Raw genomic sequence first — 25,094 nt, 5'->3', positions numbered from 1 at the left:
GTCGGGGCGGGCACACACTGGGAAACGGTGCCCGTTCCTCGATTCGTCAGCGGGTGCCTCTGGCTCGCAGGTAATTTCGATGGGTTGCCGGTGATTCTGCCGGAAGGTACCGTGGTGTTTGCCGCGCTGTCCGGAGACGGTGAGTACCCACTCCACTGTCAGGCGATGTGATGCGACCGCGTTCCGGCTTCGCGAGGTACCCGGATGACTGATGGTCTGACAACCGAATGAGGACTGAAACCGCGGGAGACGACGGTCCGGTCGTCTATGTCGTCGATGACGACAAGGGAATCCGGCAGGCTCTCGACATGCCATTGCGCTCAGTAGGCTTGCGCGTCGAAACGTTCGAGTCCCCGGACGAATTTCTCCGGTTTCCTCACTCCGCAGGGCCGAGTTGCCTCATCCTGGACGTACGGCTCCGCGGGAAAAGCGGCATGGCGTTTCATCAGGAAATCATCGAGAGCGGCATGCGCATTCCCGTCATCTTCATGACCGGTCATGGAGACATCGAGATGGGGGTGAAGGCGATGAAGGCCGGTGCGCTGGACTTCCTGGCCAAGCCGTTCAAGGACCAGGATATGCTCGACGCAGTGGCTCAGTCCCTGGCGCGGGACAGCGAGCGGCTCGCGGCAGAAACTGCGTTAGCCGGTCTGCGCGCCTTGTACCAATCCCTGTCACCGCGCGAGAAAGAGGTGATGGGCTTTGTGCTGTCCGGCCTGCAGAGCAAGCAGATTGCCGCTGAGATGAACCTGAGGGAAATCACGGTCAAGGTTCACCGTGCACAGGTGATGCGCAAGATGAACGCGCGCTCCATGCCAGACCTTGTCCGCAAGGCCGAATCGCTTGGTATCGAGCCCCGTCTGCCCCACGGCGGTCACCACTGAGCGCCGCCGTGGGTTAGCACTCCTGCACAGCCTCGATGATTCGCTAGGGATTTCCGAGAGCGACCGAGAGCCAGTGAGTCAAAGTAGCGGCCTCGTAAGGCTTCTGCAGCACCACAAGTGCGCCGTTACTCGCCGCTGCAAAATGAGGCCCTCGGTTAATTCTCTCTCGGAATGAAGTGGGGTCGGTGACGCCCGCCTCTCCTGACTGGCAGATTACTTCACAACGGCGTTCAGTGACATCGGACGACTGTATATGTGAACCGAACCATGCGCGCGGGTCGCCGCGCGTCACTTTCGCATCTCCTCCTGCGTCATGGCTGGCGGAAGGCTGAACGAGAACGTCGCACCAGCTTCAGGGTGATTGGAGGCCCAGATTCGCCCATGGTGGGCTCAATAATAGAACTGGAAATAGCCAGCCCCGTTCCCATGCCGGAACTGCGTGTCGTAAAGAACGGTTCAAAAGGGTCGCGGACGCTTGTCCTCGCGAATACCGGGCCCGGAGTCCTTAGCCGCGACGACAAGAATGCCTTCTGGGTCAAGGCGGGGCTGGACCATGCGCGGTTCGACACCGCGCGTTAAATCCCCTCGCCCAGTCATACTCCCGTATAAGCGAGTTACACCAACGCGGCATCAGCATATCCCACTGTAGAGTAGATTCGCTCTCCGGCAAAACCTACTCTTCCCTCATCGAGGCGGCGCTCGGGCAGCGGAATAGCTGTTGTCGGCCAGACGGGCGACGAACAGCCACAGCTTTGGGGACGGGTCATGGTGATAGTGTTACTGGTCGACGACGACATGAACCAGCTTCGGGCGATTGAGACGCTGGTTTGCGCGGAAGGTTACGAGGTTATGACTGCGTCGAACCGACATGAGTCACTGCACGCGGCGCGCCGAAGGCGCCCGGACATCGTGGTTTCGGATTTCATGATGCCCGTCATGGACGGTCCCGCCCTCATAAGCGCGCTCGCGGCTGAGCCTGACTTCGCAACTATTCCTGTGTTGCTCAACTCAGCAGTGGCGAAACCGCAGCCTCACCTGCAAGTGGCGGCGTTTCTTCGAAAGCCGGTCGCAGCCTCGCGCCTACTGGAACTGCTTGAGTTGCACAGTCCGCAGGTCACAGTAGGGTCGGCGCCTTGACCGGTCACGTCGATACGCCAGCAATGGAAAGGCATATCTCACTCGTGAAGCATTGCCTGAGGCTGAGTGTCTGAGGGTCCGCTTCGCTCATCTGGCCACAGCAGGTCCAAAATGAAACTGGATGCCGCGATGTTTGTGCGACTGCGTCGTCTCGCTCCGCTTCTCGATGACGTGCTCAACGCAGGAGAGGTCGAGCACGCAGACCAGGCGGCGGGCCTTGCGTCACTTGCGCAGCTATGTTCAGAACTGTTCGATGCGTACCATTGTCAACACCCGCGCGAGATTGCGCAAGCGCGACTCGACGCATTCGAGTCGCAGTGATGCACTAGCTCTGAATCGACCCGTGGCTCCAGGTACTCTACGTCAGGTCCCTGCTGAACTACCTCCCGTGCTTGCGGTCGACAATCACGCTCGCGCGGACTGTCCCTCTGTGCAACGACCCGAGGGGAAGCAGATGAGTAAGCACATCGCGATATGGGACTTCCGTGGGAGAGTCAGCCACGGCGCGGAAGAGTGTGGCTGCAGGCCAGGCGCATATTTCGAGGGCAAGCGCGCCGAAGCCCGGGCCTGCGATATCTTGAGGTCGGAGTCGACGTTAGGCGAGTGGACTATGCCTGTGATGTCGTTCTCTACTCCGAATTCAAGTCAATGGATGCCTGAGCAGTATGCCCTATCCAGTACCCCTACGGACGGGAAGAAAATTGCAAGGTGTCCGCATCGCGCGTCATAGCTATGGAAGGATATTCACCTAATCATGTCGAGCAAATCGCGAACCCGAAACGACAGCCGAGCTGCCATATCACCGCTGCTCCGAGCGCTTACGTTCAGTCAGCTTGCACACGAGCCCGTAACGCAAACAATGCTTTTGCAGTGCTACACAGCGTTGGACGCGTTCCGGCGAGGTCATGGCTCGCGCGCGCTGTTTACGACTTTGGGCCGACGATTACTCGTTGCCGAAGAGCTGTGTCGGCTCGGATACCTTCGAGACGAAATTGAGTACATACGATGGGCGCACGCGGCGATGCTGCATATCGACGCTACGGAGATAGAAGGCGGCGTATGGCTAATGAGTGATGTCGACTATGCACGGTTATGTCGGGCGTTCGAAACCTTTGGCCGCCAGTTGTCACTGGCATCGCTTGGTGGCATCGCCAAGGCCGAAGCGAGAATGGTGGGCGGCCTGCTCAAAGCCGAACGAACTCTCGCCCTCGCAGAAGCGCCGGCGTAGCGGCCAAGGTCTGCTCGACAGGCTCACATCTGGTAGGGATGCAATAGAGAAATAGAGCCGTCAGCGTCATGCATTAGCTGCGGACAAATGCTTTTCACGATGAAATGCAGGCCCGTTGCAAGACTGGTTGCCGTCGCGCGTGTATGGTGCGCGCGAGAGCTTGACCGCACATACTCACATAGCCGTCCGACCGATTCGAAACCGGTCACCACGTTAGAATGCGACGAACGTTTCGATTGTGACTTTCTGCTTCAGGTCTTGACTCCGACGTCCGGGGTCGCCCAAATGGACGGTACAAGCGTCGTCCGTGTCCCGCATCATCACGATACTCGCGGCGTTATTGAGCGACATGCGGCATCACGTCATGGGTCGCGTCCAATTGACAGAGCGTCGGGCGCCGCCCAACGGTTCACCCACAGAGCAAAGACGTGTCAATTACGTGGGCCTTTCGGGCTTGCGGGAGCCATACATTTGAAACGCTGTATGACGACCCGATTGCTTGGTTCTGTAGATGCGGCGATTTTGTTTACTGCCGCATTAGCGGTTACAGGCCCGTAACTTAGCCGGGCAGATGTGCCCGTACAGTGTGAGCATCAAATCGAGCAATGAGGCAACGAAATGATGTTCAAACACCTGACGTTTTCACTAGGGCTCGGCGCAATCGCGCTGACTCTTTCGGGCGCAGCGATGGCCCAGGTCCATCTCGGAGTAAATATCGGCCTTCCGGCGCCCGTGTATGTCGCGCCGGCGCCTGTGTATGCGCCACCGCCGCCCGTCTACGCACCAGCGCCAGTCATCGCGGGCCTTGGGCTCTTCATCGGCTGGCATGGTGACCGGTATTGGGACGGACACCGTTATTGGAGCAGGCGCGATTGGTATGCGCGCGGACATCACGACTATCGCCGCTGGTAGCCAACGTGAAACCAGTGGCACTGCTTCTGGCCGGCATTGTTGTCTCATCGATGGCCGCACCAGCTTTTTCGCAAGAAAGGCCGCACGAATTGAACTGGCGCCCGAACCGGCCAGTCACGGTCGGGGCCTGGCAACAGGGCGAGCGCGTCCGCAATTCCACGCCGCAGGTGCCGCGCGGGGATTTGCGTGGCGACGTAACCCGTAACGTTCGCACGCGGCCTGAATTGCGAAGCATTCGATAGGAAATTGGTGCGATGAACGCCTCATCGTGTCCGGTTCAACGTAACCCGACGTTAGTTGTGCAAGAGGTTCACTCCTCTTACCGTGCTTCGAACCCGGTCGTATAACGTCCATGTGGCTGCAAGACCCTCGAAGCAGCAGCTTCGAGGGTTGAATAGATATCAGCTTGCCTCGCCCGGTCGCACCTGAAAGCCAGGCTGCGCGATGCGGCATTACGTCACGGTTCGTATTCAGTTGGCAGAACGTCGGGCGCCGCCCAACCGGTCGAGCGCAGAGCAAAGACCTGGCGATTCCACGGACCTTCCGACTTGCAAGACCAATAGATTTGAAACGCTATGTGACGGCTCGTTGCCTCGCTCACGGGACGCGGGCGATTTTGATTACCGGCCCGGCGATGGTTACAAGGCGTAACTGCTTTTTAAGGCTTTCTTAACTCTTGGGCGCCATTGTTGCCAGGACTCACACCCAAGTTTCTGTTTTGCCGCCGGCGCATGAGCAACGTCTTTGCCGGGCAACTAGCGCTACGGCGGCGGCACCGAACTAGCTACGAAAGGAGATTCAACACACGATGTCTATCAAATCGCCAACCCGAACACACACTCGACTGGCCACTTGCAGCAAGCATTCTTTCGAAGGTTTCGGCTGCCGCAACCATTCCCGCGGCTCTCCGCACCCGCGACGTGTCTCGCCGTCAGCTTCGGGAGAGCTTCGTGCGTAAGTTAATTGCGTTGCTCGCGGTGACAGCGAGCGTGGCTGGTTGCGCCGTCGCACCAGGATACGGAGATGCACAGCCATACGGAGAAGCGCAGCCATACAATTCGGTCTACGGCTATCCTTTCTACGGGCCGGGGTACGGGACCTGCAGTCTTTGGGGCGATTGCGGCACCTGGGGCGGCTGGTACGGCTATCACTGGCACGGGTACCGTTGGCACGGCGGATGGCATGGTGTGCACGGTGGATGGCATGGTGGACATGGAGGTGGGGGAGGACATGGCGGCGGCGGGCATGGCGGCCGCTGAAACGTTTCCCTGGTCAGACTTCCATATGGCCGCTCATATTTCGCTTTGAATCAGAATCATCCGGCGCCCAGCACGCGCAAAACAGCATTTCCTTCCGCTGTAAGGGTGAACGTGGCTTCGCCTTGTTCTGATTCAACCAGTTGGACCAGCCCGACTTCGCGAAGCGCCACAACGTCCGGCGTCGCAGCCATCACCTCGACAGGCGCATTAAGTAGCAGCAAGAGCGTCGCGATTTCATGTGCAGTCAGCATCCGACGCAGCCTGAGTCTAAGGGGGGCCGGCGCTCCGTCAGGGCGCCTCGCTTTCACAACCAGAGCCATACCTACCTACTTTGTATTTACGAGTTCAAGTTACGCAGTCCGCCCGAGCGGTCCGATACCAGCCACGCAATGGTAGGCGACCAAAAAACCGACGGCTGAAGCTGCACGCATTTCTCATGTAACGGTTTGTTAGCCGCGCGGCGACTCACTCGCAATTCCAAATCACGGCTCGGTCTGCGGTGGCTCTATCAGGGCGAGCAACCCGGGTCTGTTGGCTGCCTATGCGTTTTCTTCGAAGGGTGCGTCAGAGAGTCGCAGTCGCAACGTCGGCTTGAATTGTCCGGTCAGGTCAAATCCTTCACGACCAAAGCAGTAGCACCTGGATGTGGTGGCTGTCATTTTTAACCCCTTGAGCGCTTATTGCCAGCAGATGCATCAGCAGGTTTGTCGACCTCTCGCAAATCGCAGAATTGCACGACTTATCGCCTCCGCTTCGACGAATTGCACTCGCGTTATCACCTCTACACTTGTTTTTATGGACATGTTGATGCGGTGCGTCGTCACGGACTCGCGTCATTGCTTCTGGTTGGGAAGGTGCGGTCCGGTGGCAAAAGCCATCTGTCGAGACCTGCACGTCATTCATCGTCGGTCGCTGTCGGACTAGCTGGAGCGGAAAATGAGAAAAGCGAAGGAGCAATCCCTGCGTCGTCAGGTCGAAAAATGGCTCGCACCGACTCCCGCGATTCCGGTTCATGTCACCGGATTCAGTCGCACCCACTGGAGTGGGCGACGCTATGTACGCGTCGAGACTTCGTTACCAGACGGAGCTCGCGCATTGTTCTTCTTCAGACACGATGACGGGACCTGGTGTGTCTTTCCGCCTACTGCCGACGGGCGGAAGTCAACCGCAGAGCACCCTCTCGTGCAGGCGACCATCGTCACCTTTTGACGACGGTCGCGAGTTCGCCGCGCTGAATCGTGGCGCTCGCGATTCAAACTGGTAGGTGGGCTGGTGCGCGGCTATAGAGCCTCACTTCCGTCGGCTGAGCGTCGTACTCCGTCCGGTTCCTCCCACGTACGCCATGAGCCCGCGATGGCAGCCGGTGGTTACCAGCAAGACCACCGAAGGGTTCGATACCGTGACATGCGCGTCGCGCGCGGGCACCGAGCATCGCAGACCAACCCAACCGCGCCCCCTTTAGTGCACGCGCTCTGCATCCCTAGCCTGTCAAGGTTCTGCAATAAACTCTCCGAGCAATCGGCGACGGCGGCTTACAACAGCGCCGTTCCCGATTTGCCCGGGCGCAGCATCGCAGTCGCTTCGACTCGATGCGCGCATCGATGCAGGACAGTCACGCATCGCGGTCCTTCCTGAACGACTTCGGAACTGCTGACTCTAAAGAGGAGAGGCCATTCGGCCTCACGTATGAGCCTCTGCGTATTGAACTCCATAGAAAGCGGACTCAGCGCTATTTGTCTACCTCGTTGCACCGTCGCCGCTCGTTCGAACTGGACTTGAGGCGAGGAGAATGCAAATGAACAGGTTCGTTCGTTTTCTGGTCGCTGCCGCGCTTGGCGCAGGGTCGGCCAGCTTCGCGCAGGCGGGTGGTGTGTCTGTAGGCGTCGGCATCGGAGTGCCGGGCCCCGTGTATGTCGGGCCGCCGGTTGTCTATGCGCCGCCGCCCGTCATCTACGGGCCGCCGGTGATAGATGGACCGCGCCCCTGGCCCGGATACTATGGCTATCCCTACTATGGCTATCCCTATTGGTACGGCGGATATCGAGGCTATTACGGCCGCGGTTACTACGGCCCTGGTTACTATGGACGTGGGTACTACGGGCGTGGGTACTACGGGCATGGCTACTATGGACGTGGTTACGACGGGCATCGCGGGTGGCGCCACTAGAGCGCACAAGTCACCGTTTCCGCACAACGCCGACGCGTTCGAGCATGCGGCCCCGATATCGCAATGCCGCGCTGCAAGCTGAGCTGGCGGCATTCGCTCTGCAAGGCGACTGGCTGTCAACGGCCTACCCGGTTGCACATCCGTGAAAAAGCGCTCCGGCTGGATGGGCGTATTTCCGGTGGTATCACGTGCGTGACACCTCTGGCGATTCTTGTCCACCAAGCGCGCAATTGTGACCCGGCCCAGCCAGCGCGCGGCGACTCAACGACGAACATCACCAGCCATTGTGACTGACCCGCGTTCTTCGAAATACATGGGGTCGAGCGGTACCGTCACATCGAACATTGAGGCTTTCCGCCGGCCGTCGGCTCCCCAATAATCGACCTGCCCGCGCTGGCCAATGACAATGACTTCGCGGGCACCGCCGTCGAGATAGGCCATGACCCTCCGCTCGATGTGGTGCATCCGGTCGCTATCAAGCAGCACCTCGACGCAAAGGTCTGGGACAAACGGCGCAGGGTCGTCGCGGTCGAAACTTTCCCACTTGTCACACGGCATCCATACGACGTCCGGGACCCTGATACCAAATGATGAGGTTGTAACGGCCACCGACATGGCGGCAAGGTGACCAATCTCTTCGGTCAGATGGCAGTAGACGTCCGTAAGCACTATCTGGCGCCTGGCTGACGGGGAGCGATTCAGTATGGCTTCGCCGAGTTCGTCTAGCTCATATGGGTGTTGGTGCCCGGCAAGTTCCGCGTCCGGAATGAGGCGACGCCACGCGGCGAGCAGTTCGTAGCGGTCCAGAAAGGCAGGTGTGCCCATAGTCGTCTCGCGGGGAAGTCGCCTAAGCGTAAACCCTTCGCTAGCATTACATTATTATGTGTTTGCTGCGCCGCACAAATCCGGCTATGCTCGTCAGCAACTGGCAAGCAATTGTTCGCGTGCGCTACGTCGTCGAACACCGTCCATCCCTCTACGCTGCCAGCAATCGCGGTCTGATGCTCACGTGGATTCTAGGATTTATTGTGCAGTGCAGTGGCAGAAGGACATGAGGACCGCAATTCAGGCTCACAATCTGATGCTTTGCGACGTCCGGCAAACGGTTGACTGGCAAGGTGTGCCCCCGGGTCGCACCACGAATGCCATGCGCCCGCCCACATGCGAGCGCTGACTGTACCTAGACCTGCCCGGATGTTATGCGTCCCTGATAGGCAGAGACATTCAAAAAACTCCTGGCGGCCCGGCCAGCACGTTCCTGCTGGCGAGACATGCCGGGTGTAGCCAAAGCCTTCGGGCAGGCCCCTTCAGCGGGCGCTCTGCCGGCTGACGACAGGAGGTCCAACATGAAACTTGACGACACTACTTTCCGGCGATTGCGCCGTCTCGCCCCGATTCTCGATGACGTACTCAGCGCGGGAGAGGTCGAGCACGCTGACCAGGCCGTGGACCTAGCGTCACTTGCTCAGTTATGCTCACGGTTGTTCGACGCGTACCACGACCAATACCCTGTCGAGATTGCGCAAGCGCGAGATGACGCCCTTGAGTCGCGCTAACACACTTCATCCGGACCGGCCGGCGGCCCTATGCCGAATTTAAAGGGCTCCGGCAGCGCGTCCTGCCGACAACGCCGACAGGCTATCTGTCAACCACAGCGGCGCTACACAGGGTGGAGAAAACGAAGCGCGCGCTCAATGGACTGCCCCCGGCCCGCTCATCGCTATCACTTCATCAATGACGCGCTCGGCTGCGCCGTAGCCCCGCATCAAGGCCTCGACTGCGGTAGCGAATGGACTGCCATTGTCCCGGTCAACGCGCAACGTCTGAATCGTTTCAGTGCTTACCGCCGACGTGATATGGACAACTGCGACGTATCCGGCCGGCAAGGAAAGAACCTTTCCACTGGCAAGTCTGCCGACGGACTCAGTGTCGACCTCGATGATGAAGTCTCTGTAGCCGTATGTCCGATGCATTCCACCACCCTCTGCCGCGCCTTCCTGAAACGCGGTCTCCGTTTTCCGTCGACCGGGCGCCAGAGCGCCTGGTCGTGAGTGCCTGAGCCATGAGCAGTCGGGTCCGCACCCTTTCCGCCTCCTGGGCGATTCTTAGCCCATGTGCAAACCACCATTCAGCGAAAAGTCGGCACCGGTAGCGAAGCCCGCTTCGTCGCTGGCAAGCCAGGAGACAATCGACGCAATTTCGGTCGCTTCTCCGAGCCGGCGTACCGGAATGCTCTGGACAATTGCGTCCAGTACTTCGGGGCGCACAGCCCGGACCATATCCGTCCCGATGTAACCGGGCGATACGGTATTCACCGTGACGCCCTTCGTCGCCACCTCCTGGGCAAGCGACATCGTAAAGCCGTGAATGCCTGCCTTGGCGGTGGAGTAGTTGGTCTGACCGAACTGCCCCTTTTGCCCGTTCACAGACGAGATGTTGATTATCCGGCCCCACCCCTTGGTGACCATTTCCTCGATGACCTGCTTGGTCACATTGAAGAGGCTCGTCAGGTTCGTGTCGATGACATCGTTCCAGTTCTCCCGCGACATCTTCCGGAACACGCCGTCCCGTGTAATGCCGGCATTGTTCACCAGCACGTCAATGTCGCCCACTTCCTTTTTCACCTTCGCGAAGGCGGCTTCGGTCGATTCCCAGTCACCGACATTGCCCTCCGAGGCGATGAAGGAGAATCCAAGCTCAGCCTGCTCGGCCAGCCACCGCTCCCGTCTCGGCGAGTTGGGCCCGCATCCCGCCACAACGGTCAGGCCGTCCTTGTAAAGCCGCTGGCATATCGCTGTTCCAATCCCACCCATACCACCGGTTACGTAAGCGATTCGCTTTGACATGTTCTACCCCCGGTTCTTGTTACGGTTAAAGGACCAACATACTTTTGGCCGGCAGCTGACCTGTACTTTCGGGCAGACGCGTCAGGCGAGGCCTCTTCCGCCACTCCGTCCAGTCGAATTCAGGCAGCTTCGGTCATTGCACCCGCCCGGCCCGTCATTGACCGGGCCATTAGTTGCTTCTGGACGACGGGCTTCCGCGTAGCGACGGGCACGGGACGCGCGCCGGGCGTCGCCTCCGGCAGGCGGCCATGCTCTATAAAGGCGTAAAGCAGCTTGACTGCCTCCGGCTTGCCGCGCTGCTCCAGTTTCCCGAGAAGGGCGTACGCAAATGCCTTCAGGTCCTCGCGTCCGTGACATGCCTCGAATTCGATAAGCGTTTCCCCGACCGCCGCGCGAATGTTTTTCTCGTACAGCATGCTTGCGATATGCGAAGCGCCTCGTGCCAGTTCCATCTCGCAACCATTGAAGCGCCGCACGTCATCGCGCGACCGTTTAGGTTTAGCTGCCTTCAACATCGATACCTCGGTTCTTGCGGCAGGCGCATGCCGTGTCGGCTTGCAAATGGCTGCTCGCGCGTCGTCGCGCGCGAGTCCGACCATGTTGACAAGGACAAATAGCGGCGCACGGCACACCGACTCCATGCGCCGCCAGTGTCACGAAAGGCGGATTAGGCGACCTGAGGCTGCCCGGTGCAAAGCCAGTGAACATCGAGATTGAGAAGGGTGGCGAGACGCATACAAGCGTTCAGCGGCGGGACGGTGATTCCGCCTCGCCAATATTGCACGTCGTATTCATTCACTTCCAACCACTTGGCTGCGCGTGCCGAACTGACGCCGGCGCGTTTGAGTGCCCTGTCAAGGCGTGCGGCCACGGCGCGTCTCAGGCGGTCATTCCCGGCACTGCGCTCGAGATGACCGATAGTATTAGTGTAACGATTCATCTTATGAAACTTCTCTCAGATATTATGTTTTATGCAATTTGATATCAGCTCTCCGGCTGCGGGTCAAATCTACGGATAAGTTATGACGACCTCGTGACGTCATAGTTAACCCTCGCAGCGCTGTATGGCGACCAGACTGGCACATGGTTTCACGTACGACTATTCCTTCGCCCATCAACTGCTGTCAAAATAAACAACAGTAAATCGTTGCGCCCACATCAATCTTGCACGCCGGGTCTTCCGGTAACGAACTGTCGCGCATTCAACGCCTCCCGTCGTCGAATTCCACAGTGCTCGAAGCAACTGTGGCGGATAGGCGGTATCCCTTTTGTGGCGCTGCACACATCTGACTAAAAGGTCATCAGTGACGTCCTGACGAACCAGAAAAGGTTCCTCGGGTATTCCCTTAAACTTCTGTCTGTTCCAATCTTGGCTGGGCATTCGCCCAGGTTCTCACGCGCCCCTCGACGCTGCCATCGAACCAGTGGTTGACATCCGCTCACTCCCCCATAGAATAGATATTGCTGCAGTGCACCAGCCTTTGTTGCTGCGGAATACGGCGCGCGATTTGATTCATCTGACTTTTCGACATTAGTCGCTTCACCACTATGGAGCTTAGTGATGAGCAGTCTTCCCCCTGAACAAGTCATCGCTTCGCAGAAAGCAGGCGTTAACACACCATTTGGCATCCTGAACAAATTCTTTGCCGGCGTCGAAAAGCTGGCCGAGCTGAATGTGCAAGCGGTCAAATCAAGTCTCGCCGAAAATCGGGAAATCGTGCTCAAGGCGGTTTCAGCCGGCGAGCCGCACGCGTTGTTCGCACAACAGGCAAGCCACGCTCAATCCGCCATAGAAAAGGCACAGTCGTACTGGCGCCGCGTTTACGAAATCATCTCCAGCACTCAAACCGAATTCGCGGCGGTCGCCGAAGCGCAACTCAAGCAGTACCCGCAAGATGCACTGGCTTTTGTCGACCGCCTCGCGAACAAAGCGCCGGCAGGAAGCGAAACCGCTGTTGCAGCATGGAAAACGTTAATCACCACGGCAAGCGAGACGGCGAACACGACGTATGAAGCTGCGAGGAAGGCCGCAAAGCAGGCAGTGGAGACTGCGGAGAGCAATATCAGCACGGTGGCATCGGCTTCGGCCAAGCGGACTCGACAACTTGCAGCACCGGTCGAAGCCAATGAGAAGTAATAGCGTCTGGTCGTAGCTCACTGACGTCATCTTCCAAGCAGGCCCCCGCTCGCCTTGCTTGCGGGTGGCCATCAGTGGCGCCCTGAACGCTTGGAGGCAACCAGTGCGCCTCGCACGCCGTCACGAAACTCGTCTTCTGAGCCATAAATTTTCGTGCGGCGTTGCGCAGGTCGCCTGCCCTGGCTGCGTTTGATTTCGTCCGGTATCAATCACGCGAAGCAACCACATTCCTCGCGGCTGAATGTGCATGGAGGCGAGTGCCACAGGGCAACGCCGAGCCGACGGCAGCGAGACTGAAGGAGGAGCGGATGAACACGGCAGAAAGGTCCCTGCGTTCGCTGGTTGAAAAATGGCTCACGCCAGCTGCGGCGACGCCGATTCGGGTAACCCGATTCAGTCGCACAGGCTTTATCCGCAGGCGTTTCGTACGCGTTGATGCACAGCGACCGGAAGGTTCGGTTGGGCTTTTTTTCTTCCGGCACGATGACGGCACATGGCAGGTGTTCCCGCCCGGGACCGGCGGCTAACAGTATGTGCCGGCGCTAGCGCCGTGTGATTGCGTCATGGCCTCAGCTTGTCGGTTGTATTGATTGAAGACAAAACGCGAACTGTATGGTTATGCTTTTATCGCAAGGCCAGTTAGATGCCGGCGTTCGTCCCGTTCGCCTGCCGCACAGGAAAAGCAGGTAAATCAGAGCACATGCAATGACTGCCACTAACAGAAGTTCGACGGGCATAAGCCCCTACACGTTGCGCGATATCGACCCCGCGATTGCCCATCTCGAGCAGGTGCTGGGGGCGGAAGGAGCGCATGCCCTATTCTCCAGAATTTACTGGCGTGGGCGAGTTCTTCAGGCAAGTGCGACGCCGGGACTTTTGCCAAACCAACAGCAACGGCTGCAGAGACTGTTGGAAAACATCGACTCCTTGACTGCCTGAAATTCCCGACTCCAATTCGGAGCTCTCAACGCGGTCGGCTATCGCTAGAGGGGCTCGCAAATGTAGGTGGAGTTCGCCTCTTCCGGCGTCACTGCGGAGTTTCCACCGCACCGCGACATCGAAGCCGGGAGCTGGTTGCGCTGTTAAAATTTCAACGGCTCCCCCCCGACACGGACTCATGGCGCGGGTGCATCCTATCGACAGACTTTGGGGAGCCCACGATGGCCGCAAAGCGCAAGTCTGCATTGAGGAGCATCAACTCATCGGGAACTCCGACTCTACGCGACGACCTGAAACCAGAGCTCGCGTCCATTGCAACCGCGCTGACCGAAGAACTCGCGGCGCTGTTAGCGACGGTTCTCGATGACGGGAGAAAACAAACGCTCGACAGTCTGTCGCAGGCGCTCAGCGACGCGGTCCCCGAACTGCTCCAACGGGCTTTTGAACAGGAATTGCTCGGGGGCGGAAAGCCCGCGTCCGAGCGACGGGCATCGCTGGTCGCCATATTGCGGGCGAGTGAGGTACCTGTGCACATGACATCCACCAGAAAAACCCGCGCAAAACTGACGAAAGCACAGACTGGCAGCTCCGCGGAGCCAGTCGCGAATCTTCTGAGCGTCTCGACTGCGCAGGTAGAGCAACTTGCGAACCCGGCGAGCTGCGTCAGGTAGACGCGGACAGCCAGTGGTGTGAAGAGGGTCGAACGGACCGCCGGACTTGCGCGCAATAAGAAGATGGCCGATGTCGACAATTTTGGGGGGCGTTGCTTGAATTATGCTGATGCCAGCGTCGCTTCGACGCTCTTCCTCCAAGGACAGCCGGGCCGCCAAGGTCAACAAAGAACTAATCCCGACATGGACAGCACTCTCACAGCAGAAGCCAGCGTTTCAGCAGACGGAAAACTGGTTGCATTCGTCGTATTTGCCCGTGGACATGTGGTGCAATGTTCAATTACGCGAGATGCACTCGAACAGCATTTCTGGGCGCCCATCGGCGCGGACGACGCTCGCCTTCTGAAGGCTTATACGGATGGACACAAGCGGATTGCCGCGGCTGTTGAACGAAAAGTACTGAGAGGCTCGGCCAAGCCGATAACGCTGCACGCTGCAGACTTTTCTCACTGACGGCCTCTGGTGCTATCTCGGCTCTTGAGGGGAGAGCCGCCCCGCCATTATGGAGCGCGCTTTGTCACTGCATACCGCGGTTGCGTGACCCGCCGTGTCATCCCATGCGGGCGCGGTCAATTCAACGGCGCGGCTCCCGGTTGCCTGAAACCAGCACATCGAACGCTTCGCGGGCGTCTCGCAGTTCCTGCATGGCGGCGGCGAATCTCGCGAGCTCCAGTGTAGATGGTTGCCGACCTCCCTCCTCACCGAAGTGCCCCTCGAGCGCTGTTGAGGCCGCGTATACCTCTCGCGCAGCACTGACGACCCGTTCAAGTGCCAACGCCTCATGTGATAGAGCTTTTTTCTTTGTCATCGCTCTTACTCTCGTCACGAATCGTTGACGCACTACTTTCTTGTGCAGACATCGTCACACTCACCTTCTGGCATGTCGTCCGTCGCTGACTTGTGTTTCTGCGAGCTGGGCAGTTGGTTGCTGATTGCGCCACTGCCCCCGTCGACAGCTTCTTTCTTCACTCTCAACCGTTCAGGGTGTCGCGCCCACGTTGCTTTCGATGTTCGTGGCGAATATCGGTACCGCGAACCACATAGACGATGGCTTCGGCAATATTGGTGGCATGGTCGCCGATACGCTCGATGGCTTTAGCGATAAGCAGATAATCGAGCCCCATCTGGATTGTCCGAGGGTCTTCCTTCATGGATGTGACGAGCTTGAGCACGAAGGCTCGAAATTCGGCGTCGATGGCTTCGTCGTCGCGGACAATCTGTGCGGCCGCAGTTGCATCCATGCGCGCAAATGCGTCCAGCGCTCCACGAAGCATGTGTAAGGCCATTTCGCCAGAAGTCTTGATTTCAGCGATGTTGAAGTTCCACGCGCCTGCGTCCATGGCGACGCGGCGAGTTCGCTTCGCTATCTTCCGTGCCTCGTCGCCAACCCGCTCAAGGTTGGCCGCGCACTTCGAAGTCGCCAGCAGGAGGCGCAAGTCGGAAGCCGCCGGTTGCCGACGAGTGATGACGTTGGCCACTTCTTCGTCGATTTCTATTTCCATGAAATTGAGCTGGCGTTCAGTTTCGCCAACAGGCTCCAGAATTGCCAAATCGAATGTCTTCAGTGCTTCCAGCACGCACGCAATCTGCGACTCGACCAGGCCGCCCATTTCGAGCAGCCTTTTCGAGACCAGATTGAGTTCATTATCAAACCTGCTCGAAAGATGCTTGTCTGGCATTTTCTGTCCTCGACCAGGAGTGGCCATGCCGGGCGGGCGCTGGTCGCGCACAACAGAGTAAGCGCCGCGTTACGATTTTGCGGGTCGACCGGTTTTGACCGTTTCGACAGCCGAAATCGCCGCAAGCATGCGCTTCATTGACGCCGCCTCGAGCAGAATCAGTCCCGCGCGCAGAAGCTCACTTTTCTTAACCGGCACGCCCGCGTCGAGGCACTTCTGTTTCAGTGTTGCGATTTTCTCGTAGTCCGACTTCGGCATTGTGAAGCTGTCGCGCACAACCTTGTCCTTCTTCACACGTTTCGCTTTTTCCTCTGCGGCCACGCCGGCTGGCGTCGCTTCCACTGGTATCACCCGCTTCTGTTTCTTCGCCTTTGTCGGGATGACCTGGACATCTGCGGCTACGGCGTCCGGCGCGTCCGGTTGCCGCTGGTCGTCTACTGCATGCCCATTGGCATTCTTCGGAAAGTGAAATGCCTTCTTCGTCGGCTTCCTGATGCGGGGTTCAATCATGGCCGTCTCCAGAGTTACGAAACGATATAAACAGTATATATCGTTAAAAAATCTTTTCTCAGCCACTTGGTGCATGTCTTCGAGAAGGCAGGTGCGGAAACTGCCACAGAATCTGTTTGCAAGACTGTGGACAACTCGCGGGCAAGCATAGCAAGTCGCTGACACGACTGGACCTGTGCAATGCGCGCCTGACGTGTGCAATTGTCGGGCTACCCCTAGTGTTCACGAAGTCCTGGAGTAAGCACATCACGCGAAAACGCGACGTATCCATTAGACAAATCAAGGGCAAATCAGCCAAGTCTTACAATAGTACGATTCAATTTGCACACCGGTCGTCAACATCGTTTAATCGACCTTCCGTGGGCGGCTGCCGCCATTCTTCGAACGCCAGGAGCGCACCATGACCCAGCCCAACTTTGAAGAGGTTGTCAACGCTATCGCCTCTGACACCGATACGCCTGCAGAGGCCGTGGCGAAAATGTATGCGGAGACGTGGGCCGAATACAGCGAGGGCGCGAGGGTTATGGATTACCTGACAGTACTTGTCGCCAGACGCGTTCGAGAAAATCTGCGCGGCGTCGCTAAGGACAGGCACTAGAAAGGTGCCGTTCAAAAAAATGGAATCACCACTGCAATACGACGAGCCGTATGCGCCATCGCCGGCTCACATCAATGGCATCGCCGACGACCGCTGCTGTTGACCCGGTCTATCCAGTTCGGTACCGTTCGCACAATCAGAATTACCGAAGAGCAGTTATCGATTACCGACAGCTATGAAACAAGAGAAATTGAACTGGATGGCATGCGCTATCGCGGCCGGTATCGCGTGATGGCCGGCTCGGTTATCGTATATTACGAAAGCGAAATCGAGTTTGCAGAACACGGCATGACCGACCCTGAAGTTGTCGTCAAGTGGTTACTATCTGACCTGTCGCGCCGGGCGGAAAGGAAGAAGCGAAAGACAGGCAAGACTAGCGCCGACTTTGAGCCGCCTGGGCGTGCGGCACTCCGACTATTCTGCCGCGCGCAGTATCTGGCACATTGTTCATGCGATGACCCTTCTGGTCACGGAGATACCAGACGGCTTCGTTGACTGGCTCCGCGTCTCCCAACTGTGACGCGTACTCCCGAAGCAACGCTTCGCTTGTGACCAGGTCATTCAGCACTCCGAGGTCATTCTGCACAGAAGTCAAGCGTTCAATCAACGGCTGGTGATTGCCATCCAGGACCGGGGAAAAGAACTCCAGCACATATCGGAGTTTCTTCCCCGCAATTCGTACTTCATGAAGCGACGCATAGTCTGAATGGCTTGCCGACGCGACCCGCTTGACCCGCTTTCTCAAGGCCTTCTCTGCCAATATCGCACGCTGCCCGGCAAACGTCGCGAGGGGTGGCCTGACTGCTGCCGCGTCCAGTTGGTGCCGGGCTCCTGCCACTGCATGATTCAGTATCCGCTCGACGCCTGCATTTCCGATTGTCCTGACGCTGAATGACAGCGCGTCGGTTCGATGCTCGCCAACCGACTGGATGAGCAACGTAAGCGAATGCTTCGTCGACTGGTTGCCAGTGCATAGCAGGTCATGCAAGACATCCCAGTCCCTTGTTTTACCTGCTGCGGCAGCCAGCGCCTTGAACTCGCGACATTGAATTTCCGCTTCTTTTCCGTCGAGTAGCGGTTCGTATGCCCACCAAAGCGAGCGCAGTCGCCGTAACGCCACGCGAAGCTTGTGTAGAACCTCCGGGTCCGCCTGGGCGTCCAGCTTACGCACGCGGCACACCGCCTCGCCGGCGGTCGAAGTGGCAAGAAGCGAAAAGGCGTCCTCAACGGTCGACGCAGACGTCAACGACCCTTCGCCGGCATTACCGGCGTGGGCGCGCGACTCGGGCGTTTCTGCATTGACAGCTCCGGGGGGATGGGAACTCAATGGCAGGCGCTCCTTTTGTGACCGCGAGGTGGACGGGAACAGCGCGACGCGATTAACCGCATACAGAAAAGGCCAATTCCTGCACCGACGGGGCGCACTTGCCCCTCCGTTTCAATCCTACAACGCAGGAGCACCGAAACCAATGGGTGGGCGATGTCGAACGACGTGCGAAGTCTGGCTCCATCCAGCCGCATCTCCGAAACCAATGCCACATTGATACGATTGCTCTTGCCGCCTACGTTGCGTTGCTCAAGGGGATGCAGGGCTGGTATTCAGACGAACTGCGCGGCCCTGGGTAGTACCGCTGATGCTTCTCAGTCTCTCGCAGTCAAGTTCCTTGGCGGTCCGCTTGTCCAGCTACAGACTTTCAGCTGTACTGGTGGGCAATTCCGCAGCAACAGCTCGCCGTCCCATCGTTCGAAGCATCTCCCCGAGAACCTCGCCTGCAACAGCCGGGCTATAAAGGAAGCCTTGTCCCTCCACGCATCCATGCTCGACCAGAAAGTGTCTGTGTGTGTCGAGTTCAACACCTTCAGCGATGACGTCAAACTTTAACGTTTTAGCGATTGCGATGACTGCGAGCGTCAACGCCTCGTATTCGGGGTCGCGGCCAATTTGCTGAATGAACGCCTGGTCAATCTTTATGCGGTCGATGCTGAAGCGTTTCAGGTAACTCAGGCTCGAGTACCCCGTACCAAAATCATCAATGGCGACTTTCACACCCAGCTCGCGGAGGTCGTGCAACACGCGAGCTGCCTGCTCGGCGTTGCGCATCAGCGCGCCTTCCGTCAATTCAAGCTGGAGCATGCCGGCCGGCCAGTCGGCATCTTCCAGAGCGATGCGGACCACATTCATCAAATCAGAGTGTTCCAACTGGAGCGGAGAGACATTCACCGACACACGAATTGGCGGCATCCCCTCGTCTCGCCATATCCTGGCCTGAGCGCACGCGGTCCTGAGCACCCATTCGCCAATGTCCTGAATCAGACCCGACTCCTCCGCAACCGGAATAAACACGGCCGGCGATACCGCGCCGAGCTCGGCGTCGTCCCACCGCAAGAGTGCCTCAGCTCCCAATACACGCCCGGTCAGCATATCGATTTGGGGCTGGTAAGCCAGATGCAAGGCCTGAGCCTTGACCGCCCGCTTGAGTCTGGTCGACAGTTGCAACTTCTGGGCGGCCGCCTGATTCAATTCGGAACGGTAGAACTGGTATCCATTGCGTCCACGCGACTTCGTGAGATACATCGCCGCGTCGGCATTTCGTATCAGTGTGTCCGCATCGGGACCGTCTTGCGGATAGGTGCTGACTCCAATGCTGGCCTCAACGTAAAGCTCCTGTTCGCTGGTATGGAACGGCTCCCGCATGGCGACAATCAACCGGTCTAGCATCGGTATCAGTTGCGCGGCGTCGGTGCGCTCGGCGACGACAATGAATTCGTCACCGCCATAGCGCGCGACAAGGTCGCTCGAGCGCACCTGGTGCTGCAGGCGTTTCGCCACGCTACCCAGAAGCGCGTCGCCCACACGATGACCGAGAGAGTCGTTGACCTCCTTGAACCGGTCAAGGTCGAGGAACAGCACTGAAACGTGGCCACCGGTCTCCGACGCGCGTCCGATTGCTTCAGCGAGGCGCTCGTCGAGCAGGTTGCGATTTGGAAGCCCGGTCAGCGAGTCGTATCTGGCCTGATGCTGAAGTCGAGCCTGGTATTCCACGAGTGCAGTGACGTCGCTCATCACACCGACATGATGCGTCACCAGTATGGTGACTTTCCGTCCTTGCGCCTGTAGAGGGAGAGCATCGAGTCAGCGACCATCTTGGCACACCATTTCGGCACACCAGCCTGCTGCAACTCTTTGATTGACAGGGATATCCTTTCCATCAGCGGATTATCCCAGAAGTGGCGGAGAGACGGGGATTCGAACCCCGGATAGGTTATTAACCTATACACGCTTTCCAGGCGTGCGACTTAAACCGCTCATCCATCTCTCCGGCGGGGAGCCGAATTATAGCAAACTTCACGCTTTGCGCCACACCCCTCTCGCAACCGTGGTCAAGGATGCCGGATAAAGTCCACCAGCGCCCTCGCATAAGCATCCGGCTTACGGTCGATCAGACTCACCCCGATCGCCACCAGAAACCCCGCCGGCACGCCGAACACGCCCGAGCTGATCGGTTCGATGCTGAACCATCGCGCGCCGGTAAAGCCCGTCATCTGCGTGAAAAACGGATAGGTCGAAACGATGTAGTAGATGCACACCAGCAGCCCCGCCACCATGCCCGCGACGGCGCCGAGCCGCGTCGTGCGTTTCCAGAACACGCCGAGCACCAGCACCGGAAAGAGACTCGACGCCGCCAGCGAAAACGCCGCCCCCACCAGAAACAGGATGTTCCCGGCATTCAGTGACGCCACATACGACGCGAAGAGCGCCACCCCCAGCAGCAAAATCTTCGAGATCGTCACACGCCGTTGGCTCGACGCGTTGGGATCGACCATGTGGTAATACACGTCGTGTGACAAGGCATTGGCGATCGTCAGCAGCAAACCATCGGCAGTGGAAAGCGCCGCGGCCAACGCGCCGGCCGCGATCAAGCCCGACATCACATACGGCAGCCCCGCAATCTCGGGCGCGGCGAGCACGACCATGTCGGGCTGCATCTGGATCTCGCTCCAACGCACGATGCCGTCGGCGTTGGTATCCGCGAGACTGATCAGACTCGGCTCGACCTTGCGCCATTGCGTGAGCCATTGCGGCAAATCGGCAAAGTGATGGCCGACCAGGTTGCTCAAAATCTCGTACTTGATCAGCACGGCCAGCACCGGCACGGTCAGATAGAACAGCGCGACGAAAAACAGCGTCCAGCCGACCGAGCGGCGCGCGGACGCCACCGACGTAGTGGTGTTATAGCGCGTCAGGATATGCGGCAGACTCGCGGTGCCGAGCGACAGACACAGCAGCAGCGAAAGAAAGTTGCGCTCGTGGATGCGCCGCTCTTCATCGTTGACGGCCGGAAACGGCTCCTGCATCGGCACGGGCGCCGCCGCGCGCGTGAGCATTTCATCGCGCCGCTGGCTCCAGACGATGTGCGCGGCGGCGGCATCGCGTGGAAACTGTTCGAGTGCCCTTTCGCGCTCCTTGATCTCGCGCAGCGGACCGTTGTGGCGGCGCAGATCGGCGACTTCCTGCGTGAGCCGCTGCTTTTCGTCGACGAACGATTGCGGCAGCGTGTCGAGCCGCATCTGCATCAGCGTGGCGCGACGTCGATAATCGTCGCGCACGCTCTGTTCGAGCGGCTCGTCGCGCACCTGCTTTTCGAGGCTCTCCATGCGCGCCATCAAACGGCCGTAATTGAATTGCGGCACCCAACCTAGGCCGTCCTTATGCGCGATCATCGACACCGGGATCAGGATCGCTGCGATCAGGATGATGTACTGCGCCACCTGGGTCCACGTGACGGCGCGCATGCCGCCCAGAAACGAGCACACGAGAATGCCCGCCAGCCCGCAGAAGATGCCGACGGCGAAATCCACGCCGATAAAGCGCGTCGCGATCAGCCCGACGCCCTGGATCTGCGCGACCAGATAGACGAACGAGCACAGGATCGCGGCCAATGCCGCGAGGCCGCGCACCGCGTTGCTCGAAAAGCGCGTGCCGAGAAAATCGGGAATCGTGTAGCGCGCAAGCTTGCGCACGTAAGGCGCGAGCAGGAACGCGACGAGGCAATAGCCGCCGGTCCAGCCCATCAGATACGCCAGACCGTCGTAGCCGGTTGCATAGATCGACCCGGCCAGGCCGATGAACGATGCGGCAGACAACCAGTCGGCCGCGGTCGCCATGCCGTTGAACGCAGAGGGCACGCGCCGCCCCGCTACGTAGTATTCGACGAGATCCGAGGTGCGCGATAGCAGGCCGATCACCGCATAGACTGCGATCGGCAGGAACAGGAACACGTAGCCGATCCACACGCCGGGGCCGCTCGTGCGCTCGATGCGCCACATCACGTAGATGAACAGCAGGAAGCCGAGCGTATAGAACGCGTAGGAACGGATCAGCCGATGCGCGAGCTTCATCGGCTCAGCGTCCGCGCGCGGCCAGCGTGGCGATGCTGGCGCCCGGTGTAGGCGCTGGAACCGGCATTCGCATCGGCATCGGCACCGGCATCGGCATTCGCATCGGCGTCCGCATCGAACGCGCGTTGCAGGCGGCGGTCCGCACCTTGCATCAGCACGATATATACGACGATCAGCGTGAGATAGATGAGGATCGCCCCTTGCGCGCCGAAGTAAAACGGCAGCCGGAAGCCGACGATGCGCACCCCCGCCAATGCGGGCGCGCTCAGCGGCAACACGAACGATACGACGAAGCCGATGGCCATCAGCGTGGCGATCAGCACCACATTGAAGCGCCAATAGACGCGATGCGCGAGCACCATCGCTGCCGAGACCGCGGGCGGTTCGGGCGTCGGATTGAGCGTAGCGTGGGGGTGGTGCGGCGCGGCCATGCGCCTATGTATCAAAAAGCCACCGCTCAGGCAATCGGGATTGACCGCGCGGTGGCATTCGCGTGGCGCGACGCGCCCGAACTGGACGTCAGATCAAGAGCGCCTCGTTCGACGCGCTCTTGCCGCCAACACAGATTATCCGGCGCTCACAGCGACTCGCCGAGTTGATCGAGAATCGCCGGGTTCTCCAGCGTCGACACGTCCTGGGTGATCTCTTCGCCCTTCGCGAGCGAGCGCAACAGACGGCGCATGATCTTGCCCGAGCGTGTCTTCGGCAGGTTCTCGCCGAAGCGGATGTCCTTGGGCTTGGCGATCGGACCGATCTCCTTGCCGACCCAGTTGCGCAGTTCGTTGGCGAGCTTCACCGCCTCTTCCCCTTGCGGCCGCGCGCGCTTGAGCACGACGAACGCGCACACCGCTTCGCCGGTGGTGGCGTCGGGCCGGCCCACCACCGCGGCCTCGGCGACGAGCGGATTCGACACCAGCGCGGACTCGATCTCCATCGTGCCGAGCCGGTGACCCGACACGTTGAGCACGTCGTCGATGCGACCCATGATCGTGAAGTAGCCGGTCTCCTTGTCGCGCACGGCGCCGTCGCCGGCGAGATACAGCTTGCCGCCGAGTTCCGCGGGGAAGTAGCTTTTCTTGTAGCGCTCGGGGTCGCCCCACACGTTGCGCAACATCGACGGCCAAGGACGCTTTACGACCAGAATGCCGCCCTGCCCGTTCGGCACGTCCTGGCCGGTTTCGTCGACGACCGCGGCCATGATGCCCGGCAGCGGCAGCGTGCATGAACCGGGCACGAGCGGCGTGGCGCCCGGCAACGGCGTGATCATGTGACCGCCGGTTTCGGTTTGCCACCACGTATCGACGATTGGGCAACGGCCGCCGCCGACGTTTTCGTAGTACCACATCCACGCTTCCGGATTGATCGGCTCGCCGACCGTGCCGATGATGCGCAGCGTCGACAGATCGTAGCTTTTCGGATGCACTTTGTGGTCGGCCTCGGCGGCCTTGATCAGCGAGCGGATCGCCGTGGGCGCCGTGTAGAACAGCGAGACCTTGTGCTTCGCGATCATCTCCCAGAAACGCCCGGCGTTGGGATAAGTCGGCACGCCCTCGAACACGACCTGCGTACCGCCGAGCGTCAGCGGTCCGTACGCGATGTAACTATGCCCCGTGATCCAGCCGATGTCCGCGGTGCACCAGAACACATCGGCGGGCTTCCAGTCGAAGGCCCACTTCAACGTCTGCGCGGCCCACAGCAAATAGCCGCCGGTGCTGTGCTGCACGCCCTTCGGTTTGCCCGTCGAACCGGACGTGTAAAGGATGAACAGCGGATGCTCGGCGCCGACCGGCTCGGGCGCGCATTGATCGGATTCGGCTTGCGTGAGTTCGTGCATCCATAGGTCGCGCGCTTCGTCCCAGGCAACCTTGCCGCCGGTGCGCCGATACACGATCACACTCTTGACGGCTTCGCAGCCGCCCATCGCCAGCGCTTCGTCGGCGATGTTCTTCAGCGGCAACGCCTTGCCGCCGCGCATCTGTTCGTCAGAGGTGACGAGCGCGACGGCGCCCACGTCAACCAGCCGTTCGTTCAGCGACTTCGACGAGAAACCGCCGAACACGACCGAATGCGTGGCGCCGATGCGCGCACATGCCTGCATCGCAACGATGCCTTCGATCGACATCGGCATATAGATCACCACGCGGTCGCCTTTCTTCACGCCGCGCTTCTTCAACGCGTTCGCAAAGCGCGACACGCGCTGCAGCAGATCCTGATAGGTGAGGTTGGTGACCGTGCCGTCGTCGGCTTCGAACACGATCGCGACGCGCTCGCCATTGCCCGCTTCGACGTGACGGTCGATGCTGTTATACGACGCATTCAACTGCCCGTCTTCGAACCACGTGTAGAACGGCGCGTTGGATTCGTCGAGCACCTTGGTGAAGGGCTTGCTCCAGCTCAGCGTTTCGCGCGCGAAACGCGCCCAGAAGCCTTCGTAGTCGCGCTCCGCTTCGGCGGCGAGCGCGTGGTACGCGTCCATGCCGGAGATCGTGGCACCGGCCGCTGCTTCAGCGGAGGGGGGGAAAACACGGCGTTCCTGAAGAACCGATTCAATCGCAGACATCGACAACCCCTTGGTGAAGGTCAAATGTAAAACCTGTGCCGGCGCGCGTCTGACGCGCCATGTCCTGTTGACGCCGCGGCAAACGCAGCGCTGTCTCCCATGCTTGCGGCCCGCGCGCCGCGCTGCCAACCGTGCTCTGTCTCGCGCGACGCTGTGGCGACCCAGTG

The 25,094-nt window shown here is 59.5% G+C and carries 28 protein-coding genes and 1 tRNA gene; 15 read left to right on the top strand and 14 right to left on the bottom strand.

Annotation, left to right across the window (positions count from 1 at the left end):
* Positions 1–227: 227 nt before the first annotated feature.
* The 7 genes from ABQJ48_RS27430 to ABQJ48_RS27400 all read left to right on the top strand — a co-directional run bounded on the left by ABQJ48_RS27430 (position 228) and on the right by ABQJ48_RS27400 (position 5,469).
* A complete protein-coding gene (locus ABQJ48_RS27430; protein ID WP_367841099.1) occupies positions 228–884 on the top strand; it encodes a response regulator transcription factor in 657 nt (218 codons plus the stop codon).
* Positions 885–1,649: 765 nt separating this feature from the next.
* Positions 1,650–2,021: a response regulator gene (locus ABQJ48_RS27425; RefSeq protein ID WP_367841098.1), complete on the top strand. Its 372-nt coding sequence runs from the start codon at positions 1,650–1,652 to the stop codon at positions 2,019–2,021.
* Positions 2,022–2,132: 111 nt separating this feature from the next.
* Entirely contained in the window at positions 2,133–2,342 is a 210-nt protein-coding gene (locus tag ABQJ48_RS27420; RefSeq protein WP_367841097.1) for a hypothetical protein, read from the top strand.
* Between the two features lie 700 nt (positions 2,343–3,042).
* Positions 3,043–3,249 (top strand): hypothetical protein, encoded by a 207-nt coding sequence (locus ABQJ48_RS27415; RefSeq protein ID WP_367841096.1) that lies wholly within the window; start codon positions 3,043–3,045, stop codon positions 3,247–3,249.
* A gap of 621 nt (positions 3,250–3,870) precedes the next feature.
* Complete coding sequence (locus ABQJ48_RS27410; RefSeq protein WP_367841178.1) at positions 3,871–4,161, top strand: hypothetical protein; 291 nt, start codon at positions 3,871–3,873, stop codon at positions 4,159–4,161.
* Positions 4,162–4,166: 5 nt separating this feature from the next.
* Positions 4,167–4,403, top strand: a complete 237-nt coding sequence (locus tag ABQJ48_RS27405) for a hypothetical protein (protein WP_367841177.1) — start codon at positions 4,167–4,169, stop codon at positions 4,401–4,403.
* A gap of 940 nt (positions 4,404–5,343) precedes the next feature.
* Positions 5,344–5,469, top strand: a complete 126-nt coding sequence (locus ABQJ48_RS27400) for a hypothetical protein (protein ID WP_367841095.1) — start codon at positions 5,344–5,346, stop codon at positions 5,467–5,469.
* Positions 5,470–5,476: 7 nt separating this feature from the next.
* On the opposite strand, the gene ABQJ48_RS27395 is transcribed toward ABQJ48_RS27400, so the two are convergent.
* Complete coding sequence (locus ABQJ48_RS27395) at positions 5,477–5,671, bottom strand: hypothetical protein (protein WP_367841094.1); 195 nt, start codon at positions 5,669–5,671, stop codon at positions 5,477–5,479.
* 685 nt (positions 5,672–6,356) lie between these two features.
* On the opposite strand from ABQJ48_RS27395, the gene ABQJ48_RS27390 reads away from it, so the two are divergent.
* Together ABQJ48_RS27390 and ABQJ48_RS27385 are read left to right on the top strand one after the other, a co-directional pair.
* On the top strand, positions 6,357–6,629 hold the full coding sequence (locus tag ABQJ48_RS27390; protein ID WP_367841093.1) for a hypothetical protein: 273 nt from the start codon (positions 6,357–6,359) through the stop codon (positions 6,627–6,629).
* A 586-nt stretch (positions 6,630–7,215) separates the two neighbouring features.
* Positions 7,216–7,587, top strand: coding sequence for a hypothetical protein (locus ABQJ48_RS27385; RefSeq protein ID WP_367841092.1), 372 nt, complete (start codon positions 7,216–7,218; stop codon positions 7,585–7,587).
* A gap of 261 nt (positions 7,588–7,848) precedes the next feature.
* Here the strand turns inward: ABQJ48_RS27385 and ABQJ48_RS27380 are convergent, their stop codons facing one another.
* The gene (locus ABQJ48_RS27380; protein ID WP_367841091.1) at positions 7,849–8,412 is read right to left on the bottom strand and encodes a Uma2 family endonuclease; all 564 of its coding nucleotides are present in this window, start codon (positions 8,410–8,412) and stop codon (positions 7,849–7,851) included.
* Positions 8,413–9,281: 869 nt separating this feature from the next.
* On the opposite strand from ABQJ48_RS27380, the gene ABQJ48_RS27375 reads away from it, so the two are divergent.
* Positions 9,282–9,638 (top strand): hypothetical protein, encoded by a 357-nt coding sequence (locus ABQJ48_RS27375; protein ID WP_367841090.1) that lies wholly within the window; start codon positions 9,282–9,284, stop codon positions 9,636–9,638.
* 54 nt (positions 9,639–9,692) lie between these two features.
* On the opposite strand, the gene ABQJ48_RS27370 is transcribed toward ABQJ48_RS27375, so the two are convergent.
* The 3 genes from ABQJ48_RS27370 to ABQJ48_RS27360 all read right to left on the bottom strand — a co-directional run bounded on the left by ABQJ48_RS27370 (position 9,693) and on the right by ABQJ48_RS27360 (position 11,373).
* Positions 9,693–10,433 carry a 3-ketoacyl-ACP reductase gene (locus ABQJ48_RS27370; RefSeq protein WP_367841089.1) on the bottom strand — a complete coding sequence of 247 codons (741 nt, stop codon included), beginning with the start codon at positions 10,431–10,433 and terminating at the stop codon, positions 9,693–9,695.
* A gap of 119 nt (positions 10,434–10,552) precedes the next feature.
* Positions 10,553–10,849: a hypothetical protein gene (locus ABQJ48_RS27365; RefSeq protein WP_367841088.1), complete on the bottom strand. Its 297-nt coding sequence runs from the start codon at positions 10,847–10,849 to the stop codon at positions 10,553–10,555.
* A gap of 251 nt (positions 10,850–11,100) precedes the next feature.
* Entirely contained in the window at positions 11,101–11,373 is a 273-nt protein-coding gene (locus ABQJ48_RS27360) for a helix-turn-helix domain-containing protein (protein WP_367841087.1), read from the bottom strand.
* A 621-nt stretch (positions 11,374–11,994) separates the two neighbouring features.
* On the opposite strand from ABQJ48_RS27360, the gene phaP reads away from it, so the two are divergent.
* The 4 genes from phaP to ABQJ48_RS27340 all read left to right on the top strand — a co-directional run bounded on the left by phaP (position 11,995) and on the right by ABQJ48_RS27340 (position 14,633).
* The gene (gene phaP, locus ABQJ48_RS27355; protein WP_367841086.1) at positions 11,995–12,570 is read left to right on the top strand and encodes a TIGR01841 family phasin; all 576 of its coding nucleotides are present in this window, start codon (positions 11,995–11,997) and stop codon (positions 12,568–12,570) included.
* 308 nt (positions 12,571–12,878) lie between these two features.
* Positions 12,879–13,097, top strand: coding sequence for a hypothetical protein (locus ABQJ48_RS27350; protein WP_367841085.1), 219 nt, complete (start codon positions 12,879–12,881; stop codon positions 13,095–13,097).
* Between the two features lie 633 nt (positions 13,098–13,730).
* Complete coding sequence (locus ABQJ48_RS27345) at positions 13,731–14,180, top strand: hypothetical protein (protein WP_367841084.1); 450 nt, start codon at positions 13,731–13,733, stop codon at positions 14,178–14,180.
* Positions 14,181–14,243: 63 nt separating this feature from the next.
* On the top strand, positions 14,244–14,633 hold the full coding sequence (locus tag ABQJ48_RS27340; protein WP_367841083.1) for a DUF1488 family protein: 390 nt from the start codon (positions 14,244–14,246) through the stop codon (positions 14,631–14,633).
* A 121-nt stretch (positions 14,634–14,754) separates the two neighbouring features.
* Here the strand turns inward: ABQJ48_RS27340 and ABQJ48_RS27335 are convergent, their stop codons facing one another.
* The 3 genes from ABQJ48_RS27335 to ABQJ48_RS27325 form a co-directional block, all read right to left on the bottom strand.
* Positions 14,755–14,988 carry a hypothetical protein gene (locus tag ABQJ48_RS27335; protein WP_367841082.1) on the bottom strand — a complete coding sequence of 78 codons (234 nt, stop codon included), beginning with the start codon at positions 14,986–14,988 and terminating at the stop codon, positions 14,755–14,757.
* Between the two features lie 163 nt (positions 14,989–15,151).
* Complete coding sequence (gene phoU, locus ABQJ48_RS27330) at positions 15,152–15,859, bottom strand: phosphate signaling complex protein PhoU (RefSeq protein ID WP_367841081.1); 708 nt, start codon at positions 15,857–15,859, stop codon at positions 15,152–15,154.
* A 69-nt stretch (positions 15,860–15,928) separates the two neighbouring features.
* Positions 15,929–16,369, bottom strand: coding sequence for a hypothetical protein (locus ABQJ48_RS27325; protein WP_367841176.1), 441 nt, complete (start codon positions 16,367–16,369; stop codon positions 15,929–15,931).
* A gap of 400 nt (positions 16,370–16,769) precedes the next feature.
* Between ABQJ48_RS27325 and ABQJ48_RS27320 the strand changes: the two genes are divergently transcribed.
* Complete coding sequence (locus ABQJ48_RS27320; RefSeq protein WP_367841080.1) at positions 16,770–16,967, top strand: DUF3562 domain-containing protein; 198 nt, start codon at positions 16,770–16,772, stop codon at positions 16,965–16,967.
* 373 nt (positions 16,968–17,340) lie between these two features.
* Here ABQJ48_RS27320 and ABQJ48_RS27315 read toward each other — a convergent pair whose 3' ends face one another.
* The 6 genes from ABQJ48_RS27315 to acs form a co-directional block, all read right to left on the bottom strand.
* Positions 17,341–18,294: a CHAD domain-containing protein gene (locus ABQJ48_RS27315; protein WP_367841079.1), complete on the bottom strand. Its 954-nt coding sequence runs from the start codon at positions 18,292–18,294 to the stop codon at positions 17,341–17,343.
* Between the two features lie 357 nt (positions 18,295–18,651).
* On the bottom strand, positions 18,652–20,031 hold the full coding sequence (locus ABQJ48_RS27310; protein ID WP_367841078.1) for a putative bifunctional diguanylate cyclase/phosphodiesterase: 1,380 nt from the start codon (positions 20,029–20,031) through the stop codon (positions 18,652–18,654).
* A gap of 165 nt (positions 20,032–20,196) precedes the next feature.
* Positions 20,197–20,287, bottom strand: a tRNA-Ser gene (locus ABQJ48_RS27305).
* Between the two features lie 61 nt (positions 20,288–20,348).
* Positions 20,349–22,367: a sodium:solute symporter family protein gene (locus ABQJ48_RS27300; RefSeq protein WP_367841077.1), complete on the bottom strand. Its 2,019-nt coding sequence runs from the start codon at positions 22,365–22,367 to the stop codon at positions 20,349–20,351.
* Positions 22,364–22,798 (bottom strand): DUF4212 domain-containing protein, encoded by a 435-nt coding sequence (locus tag ABQJ48_RS27295; RefSeq protein WP_367841076.1) that lies wholly within the window; start codon positions 22,796–22,798, stop codon positions 22,364–22,366. Before ABQJ48_RS27295 ends, ABQJ48_RS27300 begins: the two co-directional genes overlap by 4 nt.
* Positions 22,799–22,944: 146 nt before the next feature.
* Positions 22,945–24,927, bottom strand: coding sequence for an acetate--CoA ligase (gene acs, locus ABQJ48_RS27290; protein WP_367841075.1), 1,983 nt, complete (start codon positions 24,925–24,927; stop codon positions 22,945–22,947).
* Positions 24,928–25,094 lie beyond the last annotated feature (167 nt).

Origin of the sequence: Paraburkholderia suaedae, assembly GCF_040812055.1 — a bacterium.
Taxonomy (GTDB): Bacteria; Pseudomonadota; Gammaproteobacteria; order Burkholderiales; family Burkholderiaceae; genus Paraburkholderia.
Note: the sequence above shows the minus strand (reverse complement) of the source record. Positions and strands in the feature narration are given on the sequence as shown.